17 protein-coding genes are annotated in these 13728 nt (G+C 29.4%); 5 read left to right on the plus strand and 12 right to left on the minus strand.

Features of this window, described 5'->3' with window-relative positions; translation table 11 throughout:
- Positions 1 to 55: 55 nt before the first annotated feature.
- On the minus strand, positions 56 to 715 hold the full coding sequence (nth, locus tag K324_RS0102515; protein WP_026747763.1) for an endonuclease III: 660 nt from the start codon (positions 713 to 715) through the stop codon (positions 56 to 58).
- Positions 716 to 762: 47 nt separating this feature from the next.
- Entirely contained in the window at positions 763 to 1431 is a 669-nt protein-coding gene (locus K324_RS0102520) for a TraX family protein (protein ID WP_026747764.1), read from the minus strand.
- A gap of 511 nt (positions 1432 to 1942) precedes the next feature.
- Here K324_RS0102520 and K324_RS0102525 point away from each other — a divergent pair.
- The 3 genes from K324_RS0102525 to K324_RS0102535 are packed head-to-tail and all read left to right on the plus strand — an operon-like array spanning position 1943 to position 4943.
- Positions 1943 to 3169 carry an ABC transporter substrate-binding protein gene (locus K324_RS0102525; protein WP_026747765.1) on the plus strand — a complete coding sequence of 409 codons (1227 nt, stop codon included), beginning with the start codon at positions 1943 to 1945 and terminating at the stop codon, positions 3167 to 3169.
- Between the two features lie 30 nt (positions 3170 to 3199).
- Positions 3200 to 3892 (plus strand): GTP-binding protein, encoded by a 693-nt coding sequence (locus K324_RS0102530; protein ID WP_006805894.1) that lies wholly within the window; start codon positions 3200 to 3202, stop codon positions 3890 to 3892.
- Between the two features lie 34 nt (positions 3893 to 3926).
- A complete protein-coding gene (locus tag K324_RS0102535) occupies positions 3927 to 4943 on the plus strand; it encodes an ATP-binding cassette domain-containing protein (protein ID WP_026747766.1) in 1017 nt (338 codons plus the stop codon).
- 326 nt (positions 4944 to 5269) lie between these two features.
- Here K324_RS0102535 and K324_RS0102545 read toward each other — a convergent pair whose 3' ends face one another.
- From K324_RS0102545 to K324_RS0102575, 7 genes are all read right to left on the minus strand, one after another.
- Positions 5270 to 5938 carry a hypothetical protein gene (locus tag K324_RS0102545; RefSeq protein WP_026747767.1) on the minus strand — a complete coding sequence of 223 codons (669 nt, stop codon included), beginning with the start codon at positions 5936 to 5938 and terminating at the stop codon, positions 5270 to 5272.
- Between the two features lie 13 nt (positions 5939 to 5951).
- Complete coding sequence (locus K324_RS14165) at positions 5952 to 6140, minus strand: hypothetical protein (protein WP_036095012.1); 189 nt, start codon at positions 6138 to 6140, stop codon at positions 5952 to 5954.
- A gap of 1 nt (position 6141) precedes the next feature.
- On the minus strand, positions 6142 to 6330 hold the full coding sequence (locus K324_RS14170; RefSeq protein WP_036095016.1) for a hypothetical protein: 189 nt from the start codon (positions 6328 to 6330) through the stop codon (positions 6142 to 6144).
- A 43-nt stretch (positions 6331 to 6373) separates the two neighbouring features.
- The gene (locus K324_RS0102555; RefSeq protein WP_051354375.1) at positions 6374 to 7549 is read right to left on the minus strand and encodes an MFS transporter; all 1176 of its coding nucleotides are present in this window, start codon (positions 7547 to 7549) and stop codon (positions 6374 to 6376) included.
- A gap of 77 nt (positions 7550 to 7626) precedes the next feature.
- Positions 7627 to 8391, minus strand: a complete 765-nt coding sequence (locus tag K324_RS0102565) for a class I SAM-dependent methyltransferase (RefSeq protein ID WP_026747769.1) — start codon at positions 8389 to 8391, stop codon at positions 7627 to 7629.
- Between the two features lie 22 nt (positions 8392 to 8413).
- Positions 8414 to 9103: a YoaK family protein gene (locus K324_RS0102570; RefSeq protein WP_026747770.1), complete on the minus strand. Its 690-nt coding sequence runs from the start codon at positions 9101 to 9103 to the stop codon at positions 8414 to 8416.
- A 22-nt stretch (positions 9104 to 9125) separates the two neighbouring features.
- Positions 9126 to 9815 carry a response regulator transcription factor gene (locus K324_RS0102575; RefSeq protein WP_026747771.1) on the minus strand — a complete coding sequence of 230 codons (690 nt, stop codon included), beginning with the start codon at positions 9813 to 9815 and terminating at the stop codon, positions 9126 to 9128.
- 266 nt (positions 9816 to 10081) lie between these two features.
- On the opposite strand from K324_RS0102575, the gene ahpC reads away from it, so the two are divergent.
- Together ahpC and K324_RS0102585 are read left to right on the plus strand one after the other, a co-directional pair.
- Complete coding sequence (ahpC, locus tag K324_RS0102580; protein WP_026747772.1) at positions 10082 to 10648, plus strand: alkyl hydroperoxide reductase subunit C; 567 nt, start codon at positions 10082 to 10084, stop codon at positions 10646 to 10648.
- A 141-nt stretch (positions 10649 to 10789) separates the two neighbouring features.
- Positions 10790 to 11422: a thioredoxin family protein gene (locus tag K324_RS0102585; protein ID WP_026747773.1), complete on the plus strand. Its 633-nt coding sequence runs from the start codon at positions 10790 to 10792 to the stop codon at positions 11420 to 11422.
- 128 nt (positions 11423 to 11550) lie between these two features.
- Here the strand turns inward: K324_RS0102585 and K324_RS0102590 are convergent, their stop codons facing one another.
- Genes K324_RS0102590 through K324_RS0102600 form a run of 3 tightly spaced genes read right to left on the minus strand, consistent with a single transcriptional unit; the run spans position 11551 to position 13727 of the window.
- A complete protein-coding gene (locus K324_RS0102590; protein ID WP_026747774.1) occupies positions 11551 to 12231 on the minus strand; it encodes a suppressor of fused domain protein in 681 nt (226 codons plus the stop codon).
- Between the two features lie 41 nt (positions 12232 to 12272).
- Complete coding sequence (locus K324_RS0102595; protein WP_026747775.1) at positions 12273 to 13220, minus strand: M23 family metallopeptidase; 948 nt, start codon at positions 13218 to 13220, stop codon at positions 12273 to 12275.
- Between the two features lie 36 nt (positions 13221 to 13256).
- The gene (locus K324_RS0102600; protein ID WP_026747776.1) at positions 13257 to 13727 is read right to left on the minus strand and encodes a DUF7336 domain-containing protein; all 471 of its coding nucleotides are present in this window, start codon (positions 13725 to 13727) and stop codon (positions 13257 to 13259) included.
- Position 13728 lies beyond the last annotated feature (1 nt).

Here is a 13728-nt window from a genome sequence, read left to right on the forward strand (position 1 = left end):
TTTATTTTCTAAATTATTCACAAATAATCTAAAAATTTTATCATAATTATTTTTATTAATTATTAATTCCGCTTTTTTTCAGATTATCCAGATTATATTTACAATAATCCCGAATTTCACATATATCGCATTTAGGCCTTCTGGCAATACATTTATCCCGCCCATGTAAAATCATATAATGTGAATATACAAACCAATGCTTTTTTGGAACCAGTTTCATTAATTCCCGCTCGATAATTTCAGGGTTATCACTTTTTACAAAACCAATAAGATTTGACAATCTTTTGACGTGTGTATCTACAACAATTCCTTCACGAATGTTCCAAAGTTCACCTAAAACAACGTTTGCTGTTTTTCGCCCTACACCTGGCAGCTCTACCAGCTTTTCAAGTTCTTTTGGAATCACATCGCCATATTTTTCAAGCATCATTTCAGCATTTAATTTTATATTTTTGGCTTTATTTTTATAAAAACCTGTTGATTTTATGTACTTTTCCAGCGTTGCCAAATCCATTTTCCTAATGTCCTTCGGCTCTTTTACAACTTTAAACAGCTCCTTTGTAACAATGTTTACACGTGCATCGGTACACTGAGCCGATAAAATCACTGCAACCATCAGCTGATAAGGCGTTTCAAACTCCAAGGCAGCTCTTGGAACCCCAAATTTTTTTTCTAATATCGGAAATACTTTTTTCAATCTTTCCTTTTTTGTCATTTTCCCTCTCCAAAAATTTATATAATTAAATTTTTATATTAAAGTTATTATTTCTTTTCTAAAAAAAACTTTATTATTCCTAAAATAAAAAAATGTACTGGATAAAATAAATAAAAAAAGTATTTCATACTTCTTCCCTTTTTCCCATTATACATAAAAATAAAAATCAATGAAATTAGTGAAAAAATTTGCACATCAACAATTTGAAAAACATTTGGAAAAATTATATTAAAAACATTTAATATAAGAAAATTCATTAATATTTTAAGTTTATCATTTCTAAAAATATTAAAAATCATTATTAATAAAATCCCATAAGCCCCATAATCCAATTGAAATTTTTGAGCCAAATATAATATAGCAGCAATCAAAATGATTTTTATAATCTTCATAAAAGGCTCTTTTATCCAATTTTTTCTCAAATTTAAAATATAAATTGCAACAAGTCCAAGGGATAATGTGAAAAATATATTGATAGCATAACCATATCCAAATAACACAAAAAGTGCTTGAATACCCACTGCAAATCCAAATATCCGAAGCAAGTATTTTTTCAAATCCCGTGTATGTACATACCCCTCACCAAGCGTAAATGCAAATATCGGAAAGGCAATCCTTCCAATAACCCTCAATATCTCACTTCCACCAATTATAACTTGATAATGATCCAAAAACATTGTTATTAATCCAATTATTTTTAAAACAAATAAACTCAATTCATCTCCTAGTTCCAATTATTTATGCTTTTGTAACTGCAACACTAGTTTGTTTTTATTTTTTAACTTTTAAAATCAATAAAACTAATTCCTTTTCAAAAAACACATTTTTATTATTTCTGAAAGCCTTTATTTAAACAAACTTTATATAATTCATTATATTTAATCATACCATCTTTTCAATTTAATTTCAAGGATTTTTTTGTACAAACTTTGTTATTGCCTATTTTTTTAATTTTATAATAAAACTAAGCTAAAAAGCTATGATTGTTCTACTCAAACCTAAAAATTATTTAATTTTATCAAAAGAACTCTGAAAAGATTTGAATATACAACACCTCTTAATTTATTCTTGTAACACACATCACACTTTTTCTATTTTTTTTATGTTATAATTTATTATACTGGACAATTTTACAAAACTTATTAAAAAGAGTCATAAAATATTTTTCTAAACAAGACTCTTTTTTAAATATTTAAGATTTTACTTAATTAAAGGAGAAAAATTAATATGTTTAGTTTAGATGATACACTTTATGAAATTATAAATAAATATCCTGAAGCTTTGGATTTTTTTATTGCAAATGGATTTGAGCAATTAAAAAATAAGCAGATGCTTGAGGTTATGGGGAAAAATATTAAGTTAAGAATGGCACTTATGTCAAAAAAAATTAATCAGGAACTGTTTGTTGAAAAGCTGGAAACATTTTTGCAAAAAGATGCAGATGTTGATGTTTCACTGGATGAAAGTAAAGCTGATGAAAATAGCGACTTGATAATTGAAGGAGTTCTGCCTTGTCCTATCAGAATACCACTTTTAGAAGGTATAAAAGACTGGGTAAACGAACAGAACGAGAAAAACGATTATACTATTTCATATACCTTGAAATCAGCAAATTTAGGGCTTGACTGGGTTGTAGAAAAAGTTAAGACAGGTAATCCTGACAAAGTTTCGGATATATTGCTTTCGGCTGGATTTGAGCTTTTTTTTGATAAGAATTTGATGGGACAATATATGGAAAATGGTATTTTTGAAACACACCTTGAAAATATGAATAAAGATTTTTGCAACGAAACTATTGACTTGCGGGATCCTAAAAAGCGTTACGCAATAATGGGAGTTGTGCCAGCAATATTTTTGATAAACAAGACTTCTTTAGGAGATAGAAAAGCACCAGAAACTTGGGCAGACTTGTTAAATGACGAATTTGAAGACTCAGTTGCATTGCCAATGGCTGATTTGGACTTGTTTAATGCCCTTCTTGCAAATCTTTACAAAGATTTCGGAATGGATGGGATACATAAATTGGCACGTTCATACAAAAAGAGCTTGCACCCTGCTCAAATGGTAAAAGCCAGAACTAGAACACCTGAAGCCCCTGCTGTCAGCATTATTCCATACTTCTTTTCACAAATGATTGATGGATCAGGAGACTTGGAAGCTGTATGGCCAAAAGATGGAGCTTTGCTAAGCCCAATATTTATGATTACAAAAAAATCTAAGGCAGATAAAATCAAGCCATTTATGGACTTATTCATGTCAAATGAGATTGGAACAATTTTTTCTGCAAATGGAAAATTCCCATCAACAAATCCAAATGTGGATAACCATTTAGAAGAACATCAGAATTTTAAATGGATTGGCTGGGATTTTATTTATAGCCATGATATTGGGAAAATTATTCGTGAATGTGAAGAAGAATTTAATAATGATGTACAAAAAAGCCTTGCACAATAAAATTTAAAAGAATAAAAAAGGAGATCAACTATGAATTTAATAATATTTTCAGGCCCACCATCATCAGGAAAAACAAGCGTTATTCTAAAAACAGTAGAAGCCTTAAAATCACAAGGAATGTCAGTTGGAGTAGTAAAATTCGACTGCCTTTACACAGATGATGACAAATTATACGCAAAAGCAGGAATCCCAGTAAAAAAAGGGATTTCAGGAGCTTTATGCCCAGACCATTTCTTCGTATCAAATATCGAGGAAGTCGTGCAATGGGGAAACAGTCTTGGACTTTCAATATTAATTACAGAATCGGCAGGACTTTGCAACAGATGTTCGCCATATATCAAGGACATCAAGGGAGTCTGTGTAATCGACAATTTATCAGGAATTAATACACCTAAAAAGATTGGACCATTATTAAAAGCCGCTGATATTGTGATTATTACAAAAGGGGACATTGTTTCACAAGCTGAACGTGAAGTTTTTGCCTCACGTGTGAACTCTGTAAATCCAAAAGCTGTAACAATGCACGTTAACGGGCTTACTGGACAAGGAGCGTACGAATTAAGTACACTTCTTTACGAAAAAGAACTGGAAATAGACAGCGTTCAAGGAATGGAACTTAGATTTCCAATGCCATCGGCACTTTGCTCTTACTGCTTAGGAGAAAAGAGAATTGGTGAAAAATACCAGATGGGTAATGTCCGAAAAATGAATTTACAGCAATAAAAAAATTGATAAAAATAATAAAAAAGGAAAAAATATGAAAAATAACGATTTGATAAATAAATTGACTATTAGGGAACTTAGCAATAAATATCCCTTTGCAGAAAACTTTTTTACAGAAAATAACTTGCCTGTGGAAACTTTTCAGAATAAGACATTTCACGAGTTCATCGTAACTTTTGCAGAAGATAAAATCGAGGACTTTGCACTGGATGTGGAAAAAATTGAAGAAAGTCTTGTTGACTACATTGAGCAGATGAAACTTTTTTTGGGAATGGAAGAGGAAAATTCGATTGATATGCTTACAATTGTCGGTGGGCAAGATAAATCTGGGAATAAAGAGGGATTTGAGCGGCTTGATATTCATAAATCAGAAATTATTTCCATTGTAGGGCCTACAGGCTCTGGAAAATCAAGACTTCTTGCCGACATCGAATGGACTGCCCAGAAAGACACGCCAACACAGCGTCAAATCCTTATAAACGGTGAACTTCCAGACAAAAAATGGCGTTATTCCTCAAACAACAAATTAGTCGCACAACTATCACAAAACATGAATTTCGTTATGGATTTATCAGTAAAGGAATTTCTAGAATTGCATGCTCAAAGCCGAATGATTGAAGACATTGATGAAACTGTAGAAAAAATCATTACTGCTGCAAACAATCTGGCTGGAGAGCAATTTGACTTAACTACTGCAATCACAGCCCTAAGTGGTGGACAATCCCGTGCTTTAATGATTGCCGACACAGCCATTTTAAGCTCATCTCCAATTGTCCTAATTGACGAAATTGAAAATGCAGGAATTGACAGGAAAAAAGCCTTGGAATTGCTTGTTTCATCAGACAAAATCGTATTAATGGCAACACACGACCCAACATTAGCACTAATAGCAGACAAACGAATTATAATAAAAAATGGTGGAATCAATAAAATTATTACGACAAGCCCTGAAGAAAAGAAAATTTTGAAAAAACTGGATGAAATGGATGATATTATTCAAAAAATGAGAAGCGATTTAAGAAAAGGGGAAATTTTAAAAAATGATTTTTAATCAAGAAATTTGTTTTTAAAAATTAATAATAAAAGTAAATTAGGGAGAAATATTCAGAATTTGTTTATTTTCTCCCTTTTTAAATGGAGAATAAAAAGAACTGAAACAACTGGAGAATTTGAGAAATTGATTGAAAATGAAGATAAAGTTCATATTACACAATATTAAGCCATAGCGTTTGTTAAATCGTTTTTGGGTATAAAAAATATCCTACCTGATGCAAAATTTTTTTGTTATAGGGCTAATATGATCCTATTTCAAAACAAAAAATAACCGCTGTCTTTTACAACAACGATTATTTTAAAAATTAGCTTTATTTTTTATCACTATTTTTTCAACAATTTCTCCATTTTTCTATATAATAGTGATTTATATTCCATTTCTTCAATATATTTTTCTACGCTTTCTTCTCCTTCTTTTAATTTTTCTTCTAATGTAACTGCTTCTTTTAATATATCGTTATAAAAGTCATATCTCTTTGAATATTTATTATATTCTTCTCTTACTTTATCAATATTTTCCTGTATTTTTGAATATTTTTTAAACTTTGCAAAAGTAGTAGCTCTAAATAAATATCTATAAATTTCTGCTCCTATATATAATTTATCATTTCCTACTATTTCTTCAAAAAAAGTATCTAAATCTTCATATTTTTTAAACCAAGGGATTATTTTGTTTTTTATTTCTTCTAAAATACTTTTCATCCCTTTTTCCATCTTTTCTTCTCCGTCCAAATCTACAAATTCTGTCTCACTACCATTTCCTATAGAATTTTTCATTATATAACTATATATCGGTATTATTGCATACTCTACTCTTAATTCATGATAATATCTGAAAAAACCTATATATTCAAATAATCCTAGTTTATTTAATTTAAAAAATTTTCCTGTTCCTTTCTTTTTAAATCCAAAGTCTTTCATTGGTTTATTAAAAATTTCTTTAAAATATTTCTTATATAGTTCATTGTATTCTTTTGTTGATAATTCTTCCATTTCTTCTTCCTTTCTATTTCCATATTGTTATATCTGATTTTTTTATTGTTCCATTAGATTTTTCAATTATTTTCTGGGTTATTTCTTTTTCTTGTACAGCTGTAATTCCTTGTCCTCTAGCGTCAATTACAATATTTTGTCTTGTTCCAATAGGTAGTTCATTTTTTCTTTTTTCATATTGTTCTACTATAGCTTTAGCCATATTAATTTGTTATGCCGTATTTATTTATAAATTCATCTGGAGTTTCATTAAATTTTACATTTCCAAATTTTTCCTTTATTTCTTCCTCAGAAACATTGAATTGAATATTGTTATTATCTTTTTTTATATAAAAATACCTTGAACATCTTTTCTTCTTTAAGTTTTTTTTTCTTTCAACATTATTTATCATTTTCATAACCAGTATTATTTTATGCCCTGATATTATTCTTTATTCAAGGTTGTCGAACAGATTTATTAATTCTAAAAATTAAATACATAACCACAAAAATAACAACTGTAACATTTATCACAAATAAATTAACAACACTAATTTTTCTTAATAATAAACTAGAAACAAATAACGTTCCGAATGAAAAAATCCTTGAAAAAAATGATTTCATTGAAGTTATTGCACTTATTTTTTCTTTTGACAAGATTTTATTAAAGTGAAATTCAAAATAATAGTTAATTATAAAAAAAATTGTACATAATATTAGGTATATCCCTGTAAATATTAGATTATTTTTTAATATTATTACAGTTATTGCCATTAAAAATATTAAAATTAACAATAAATACAATTTCTTCGTATTTATAAGCAGAATATTTGTATTGTATGCAATAATTACAATTATTTGAAACAGCACATACATTACAAAAAAATTCTTTTCTCCAATTCCTTTATCTAAAAAAAGTTTTTGCCATAACTGAAAATGGCTTTGAATAAAAATTTGTATAATTCCAAAAAATATAAAATAATATTTCATTACTCTTTTTTCTTTCAATTCAGAAATGCACTCGGCTATGTGCTTTTTAAAAATTTGAAAGTTTATATTTTCATTTGCTTTTTTATTCTCATCGGAAAAAAATAAGGCTGTTAGCAATATATTGAGAAGTATCAAAGTAATAGAAATAAAATAAATATTTACACCTATCTTAAAATAAAGTAAAAATCCTATTCCTGAACCTAAAATAGAAGAAAAAGTCGAAATTTGCTTTTGATATTTTAAAAATTTTTGCAATCCAGTTTCATTATTTTTCAAACTATTTATTAAAACTACATCAATTGTTCCAGTTTCTAGTGCATTTGCCAATCCATATATTGTATATGCGACTGATAACCAAAACAGGCTTTTAGAAAATATAATTAGGAAAAAAGTTATAATCAATGTAAGCAATGATAAAATATAGACTTTTTTTCGTGAATATAAATCCGACATTACTCCACTTGGAATCTCAAAAATAATCATTGAAAGGTTAAAAAAAGACTGCATTAGCACAATCTGCGACATTAACAAGCCTTTTTTCAGAAAAAGTACAGTCAAAATGGAATGTGGCATTGTGGAAGCTAAAAATAGTAAAAAAGTGCTTATATAGTAAACTTTGGTATTTTTATCTATAAGATTCATTATTTTTACCGCCTTTCCAATCCCTTTTATCTTTTAATAATTTTTTCCGATTTCCTGTATTTCTGATTTTTACTGTTTCAAATCTTCTTACCCACAATATAAAATCTATGAATTCTTCCTTCCACTGCTCCATTTGACTCAATTATTTCCTGTACTTTATACAAATTGTCAAGATGGCTTTCGACTGAAAAATTTGGAAATTCCCATTCAATAATTTTTGCAAACCATACAAGAGCTCCTGTATCAAAAAACTTTATTGGTTGAAATGTTTCCCCACTTTCTAATATTTCAAATCCTTGTTCAGAAATTTCCTGCTGTTTAATATTGAGATAATGCTCAGCGTACGGTAAATCTTTATATTTAGGTAGTAATATTTCAACAAGTTCCCTATCATTTTCTGCCCCTACCTGCTGTGTAATAAAAATTCCATCTTTTTTCAAGACTCTTTTTAATTCTGTAACATTATAAGCCCCATGCCGATTGGTAATTATGTCAAAATATTCATTTTCAAATGGGAGTTTTTCATCTCCATCCGCTTCTTTAAAATCTATTCCCAATGGCAGCAATACTTTTTTACACAGTTCAACATTTGGCTGATAACCTTCAATTGATGATGTGTTATGTTTTGGATGATTTAATGAAAGCAAAAACTCTCCACCACCTGTTTCCATATCCAGCAATTTCATATTATTTTTCAGATACTTATTTATGACTGTTCTAAAATCCCAAGGTAAATTTTCCTCTTCTGAATAACGTCCATAAATATGAGAAAAATCCCATCCATGTATATGTGCCATTTTTTCTTCTTTCAGCCACTCTTCTTTTAATTTATTTTTATCCATATATTTCCTTTTAATAAATTTCCTAAATAGTTTCCTTAAACATTATCACAAATACAAAAACTAATAAAATACAGCAAACTAACAGAGAAGCTATTCCAAATATATTTACTAAAATTACGCAAAGTAATGATCCGATAAGGAAAAAGCCGTCTAATCCTAAATATATCCAGAAACTTTCTAAATGTGATTTGTCCTCAGTTTTGATATATTTAACTAAATTATCCATTCCGCTTCGCAAGTTTCCTGTACACATTGTTGTCGCTCCTGCTAACCCTCTAATTTTTCTAAAGCACTGATATTGAATTGCAGCGATAAAGGACATAATTATATTTACAACGATGTTCCAGTTTCCGCTTGGAACAAAAGAAATAAAAAACATTATTATGATTTGATAAATTATTACAATTTGCTGCCATCTAAAAATTTTATGCTTTTCAAATCTTGTTTTGATAAGTTCAGTAAACAATATTCCCAACGCAAAAAATAAAATTGGCATAAAATAATAGAAGGATTTCCCAAGCTCCCCTTTTCCTAAATTTATCGCTAAATAAACAATGTTCCCAGTCTGTGCATTAGCAAGGACTTTTCCACGGGTAATAAATGTGTATGCGTCCATAAATCCTCCAACCATGCACAGCATCATTCCCAACCGAAATGTTTCTGGCGGATACTCCTCTCCATTAAACAGAATTTTTCTAATTTTTTTGCTCATCTAAAAAATTCACTCCCTTTTTTTATTTTTCCAAAATATCAAATTTGTAGCCAACTCCCCAAATTGTCTTAATATTCCACTTCTCGTGCTCATAATTATCCAGTTTTGCACGAAGCCTTTTTATATGTGTATCAACAGTACGACTTTCTCCAAAATAGTCAAATCCCCAAATTAAATCCAGCAAATTTTCTCTTGTAAAAACTTTGTTCTGATTTGTTGCAAGAGTCCATAAAATCTCTATTTCTTTCTTAGTCAACGAAATTATTTCATCATTTATCTTTACCGTAAAGTTATTCAAATCGATCTCAAGATTGTCAAATGTGAAAATTTTTGCACTTTCATCATTTTTAGGTGTTATTCTACGTAAAATTGCATTTATTCTAGCTATAATCTCTCCTGGTGAAAACGGCTTCACAATGTAGTCATCTGCCCCTATTTCTAGCCCCATTATTTTCTCATAGTCCTCTCCCCGTGCCGTAATCATTATAATCGGAACATTTGAAAAAGTACGCACTTCCCTGCATACATCAAAACCATCCTTTTTTGGCATCATTACATCCAGCAGCACTATATCAAACTCATTTTCCTTAATTTCCTTCAAAGCATCTTCCCCATTAAAAACTGTACTTACAATAAAATTATTCTTTTTGCAATATTCTGCCAGTATTGACACAATCTGCCTATTATCATCAACGATTAATACTTTATACATATTTATCCTCACTTTCCCTTTTACTTTTACACAACTTTTCTGAAATCAAATTTAAAAATTTTTATTATTTTTCAAATCATTTAATTTTCTACACATCTTAAGTTTAAAAATACCGAAATACATAATAAAATTTTATCATAATTTCTTTGAAATACAAACATTAAATTTTATTTGACAAAATAATTTTTTATGATATAATGTAATCAAGAAATATTTGTAATCATTTCAAATTAAAAATAATAATATTATTAAATTAGGAGGAAATTATGTCTTTAATAGGAAAAAAAATTGAAAACTTTACAGCTCAGGCTTATCAAAACGAAGAATTCAGAGAAGTGAACTTTGAAAAGGATATGTTAGGGAAATGGAATATTTTCGTATTTTATCCAGCTGATTTTACATTTGTGTGCCCAACTGAATTGGAAGATCTGGAAGATCACAGGGAAGAATTGGAAAAATTAGGATTTAACGTTTATTCAGTGAGTACAGATACTCATTTTACCCACAAAGCGTGGCACGATCACTCAGAAGCAATCGGAAAAGTTAAATACACAATGATTGGAGATCCAACAAAAGCTATTTCAAGAGAATTTGAAGTATTGAATGAAGAAAGCGGGCTAGCTTACAGAGGGACTTTCGTTGTAAATCCTGATGGAAAAATTGTTGCTTATGAAGTAAATGACGAAGGAATCGGAAGAGATGCATCAGAATTAGTAAGAAGAGCAAAAGCTGCAAAATTCGTAGCTGACAACCCAGGATTAGTTTGTCCAGCAAAATGGAAAGAAGGAGAAGCTACTTTAAAACCAGGATTAGATTTAGTAGGTAAAATCTAATAATTTTAAACTTTTATAAATAACTTAAATAACAGCATTATTCAAAATCAGACTCAAAAATTGACTGTATTATCAAACCTCTAATTAATCTAATTTTTCCGTTTGATTTTGAAAATTTTATATAAATCAGAAGGAGGGAAAATGGCTTTATTAGATAGCAATATCGTAGAACAGTTAAAAGGTTATTTTGACAAAATTAATGGAAATATTGAGTTAGTTTCATTTTTAAATGACAGTGATAAATCAAAAGAATTGGATAGTTTCTTGCAGGAAGTAGACGCTATTTCTGAAAAAGTAAACTATGTGAAAAAAACATTTGAAAACGATAAGACTGATTTGGAAAAAGCAAACATTACTCGTCCAACATCTTTTACAATTTTAAAAGATGGAGAAAATACTGGAATTAATTTTTCAGGCATTCCTGGAGGACATGAATTCAACAGTTTTATTCTAGCAGTTTTAGGACTTGCGGGACTTGGAAAAAAACTGGAAGGGGAACAGCTTTCAAAAGTTGAATCAGTTAATAAGCCTGTAAATATTGAAACGTTTGTTTCGTTATCTTGCACACATTGTCCAGATGTAGTTCAAGCCTTAAACCTAATTTCATCAAATAATAAAAACATCACAGCAACAATGGTAGATAGTGCAGTATTTTTTGAAGAAGCAAAAGAAAAAGATATTCAGGCAGTACCGGTTGTATTCATAAACGGAGAGCAAAAATCAGTTGGTGCAAAAACTATTGAAGAATTAATAACGCTTGTTACCAACGCATAATTATGCAAAATATAAAAATAAAATAAAGAAACTTGATTTATCTAAAAATTTGGGAGAAAAAATAAAACTTGTGAATAAATGAAAAAAGAGAATATTCAGGAATTTGTCCTTTATACTCTCTTTTTTATTTAAAACACTGATTTTCTACTATAGTTTGTTACATCGCTGTTTAATTTTTCATATAATTCTTTAACAGTTGTCTCTTTATTTTGAATTGCTTTCAGTTCATTATCAGTTACTCCGATAAATTGTATAAATTCCACTTTTCCGTTAACTGTATCAATTATTCCAGCTTTTTCATCAGGAATAGTAATAAATCCTGTAATATTTGATTTTTTATTTACATCCATTCCTTCCGTCTGCCCTGTGTATAAATATTCATATGGTCTAAATATTTCTCCACTAGAAAATGTCGCTCTTGCAATTGTTTGCAAAATTCCACAAATTCCCTTTAATTCAGCTTCCTCATCAGCATAATTATCTTTTTTTAATTTTAATGTAAATTCCATTCCATAACCGCTATATTCTGCATTTTCACTTACTTTTTCATGCAGTTCAGACAATCCATAAGTAACAAAGTGCCAATAATTTCCTCCATCATAAATACTAATACCATCCAAAGGATCATTTCCACCAAATCTCCATTTTATCATTGCCGCATAATGCAATGGATTTTTCTGGTCTGGATAAAGTTTATTAAAAGTTTCTGTAATAGCATCCCAGCCATCTGTATTTATTTCTTCAGAAACTGTTTCAGCATCATTCTCTTTTTCATTTTCTTTCTTAAATAATTTATCAAATAATTCCATAAAAATTTCCTCCTAAGTGTCATCATTGCTAATTAAAAAAATTATTTTTTTCTAATTTTCTTACTTTTCAAATTACTGGCTTTTTTCATATTTTTCCCCATCTTGCTTCCATCTGGATTCTCCTTTTTTTCTACAAATATGCTCTTATCTCTAAAGCCGGCATCATAGCCCTTTGTTTCAAACCACTCTGTTTTAGCTGCTTCAGTTTGAGCTTTTATCTCTTGTTTCGTCATTTTATCCCCATTTTTTATTTTAAAGTACATTTCTGGATCAACTCTGTTTATAAGCCCTTTTCCACGCATTTCAAAGGCTATTTCAAAATGAAGATGTGGAGCGTGTGTCCCACTTGCATTTCCTGTCACGCCTGATTTAGCTATCACTTGCCCAGCCTTTACTGTATCTCCAATTTTTACATTTACTTTGCTCAAATGACAATATCTGATATATTTTATCTGCATTGTATTGGAATCATAATTTGGGCTATATGCCCATTCTCTTGCACTTTCTTTAGGCTTGAAATTTTTTCTTTTTATTTTTTCAAGTTCCTTTGGATCAACTTCCAAGTAAAAATTTAATCCATACCCTGTTTTATCCACATACATATCCACAATTTTCCCATCCAGCACAGCATAAACATCCGTTCCCGGCAATGCAAAAATATCAATCCCTTGATGTCCTCTTGCCCCATTGCTCCGAGTCAGCCCAAATTTAGCCCAGTCAGGATAAACTTCCCCACGAAAATTATAATAGGTAACTTGCGGATTCTTTATCGGATCAATCCTGAAAATCTTATCATCCTCTTCTTCATTCACGACATTATTTCCAGAATTAATATTTTTCCTGCTAAATATCATTCCAAAAATTATAATTCCTAAAATTAATAAAGCCGTTATCCCCAAAATTACCCCTGTTTTCTTGCCAGATTTTGAATTTTTACTTTTCCCTTTTTCTTCAATTTTATTCTCTAAATTCTTATTTTCATTATCCATAGTTAATTTGCTAAATTTATATAGCCTCTCCTTCTTTTATTTATTTTTTTCTTCATCCAAAATATATTCTTCAATGTAAAAATTAGAAATATGTGAAGAAAATCCTTCTATTTTCTGATATTCTTTTATTTTCTTCCTAGCTTCTAATTTTGACGAACATACTGATAAAATTCGATGTTTTTCTTTTATTTTATCTTTACCAATGTAATAAAAATGAGAAAGTACGTATAATTTTTGATTTTTTGAATTGTCAATTTCTACATCATCTTCTCTATAATAAGTAACATAACCACCTTCCCATCCAGCATATTTATCCAAATGACATTTTTCGAGCCAGAACCCATCCAAATGTGAACAAAATCCTTTAATTTTTTTATATTTTTCCAGTGCCTTCAATCCTTCTTCCTTTGTATAATAGGCACCTAAAAACCTTGCTTCCTCATTCCACTTATATTTATCATAGACATCTCCATAATCATATCCATGTGATAAAATCCATATTCCCATA

The organism is Leptotrichia trevisanii DSM 22070 (assembly GCF_000482505.1).
Classification (GTDB): Bacteria; Fusobacteriota; Fusobacteriia; order Fusobacteriales; family Leptotrichiaceae; genus Leptotrichia; species Leptotrichia trevisanii.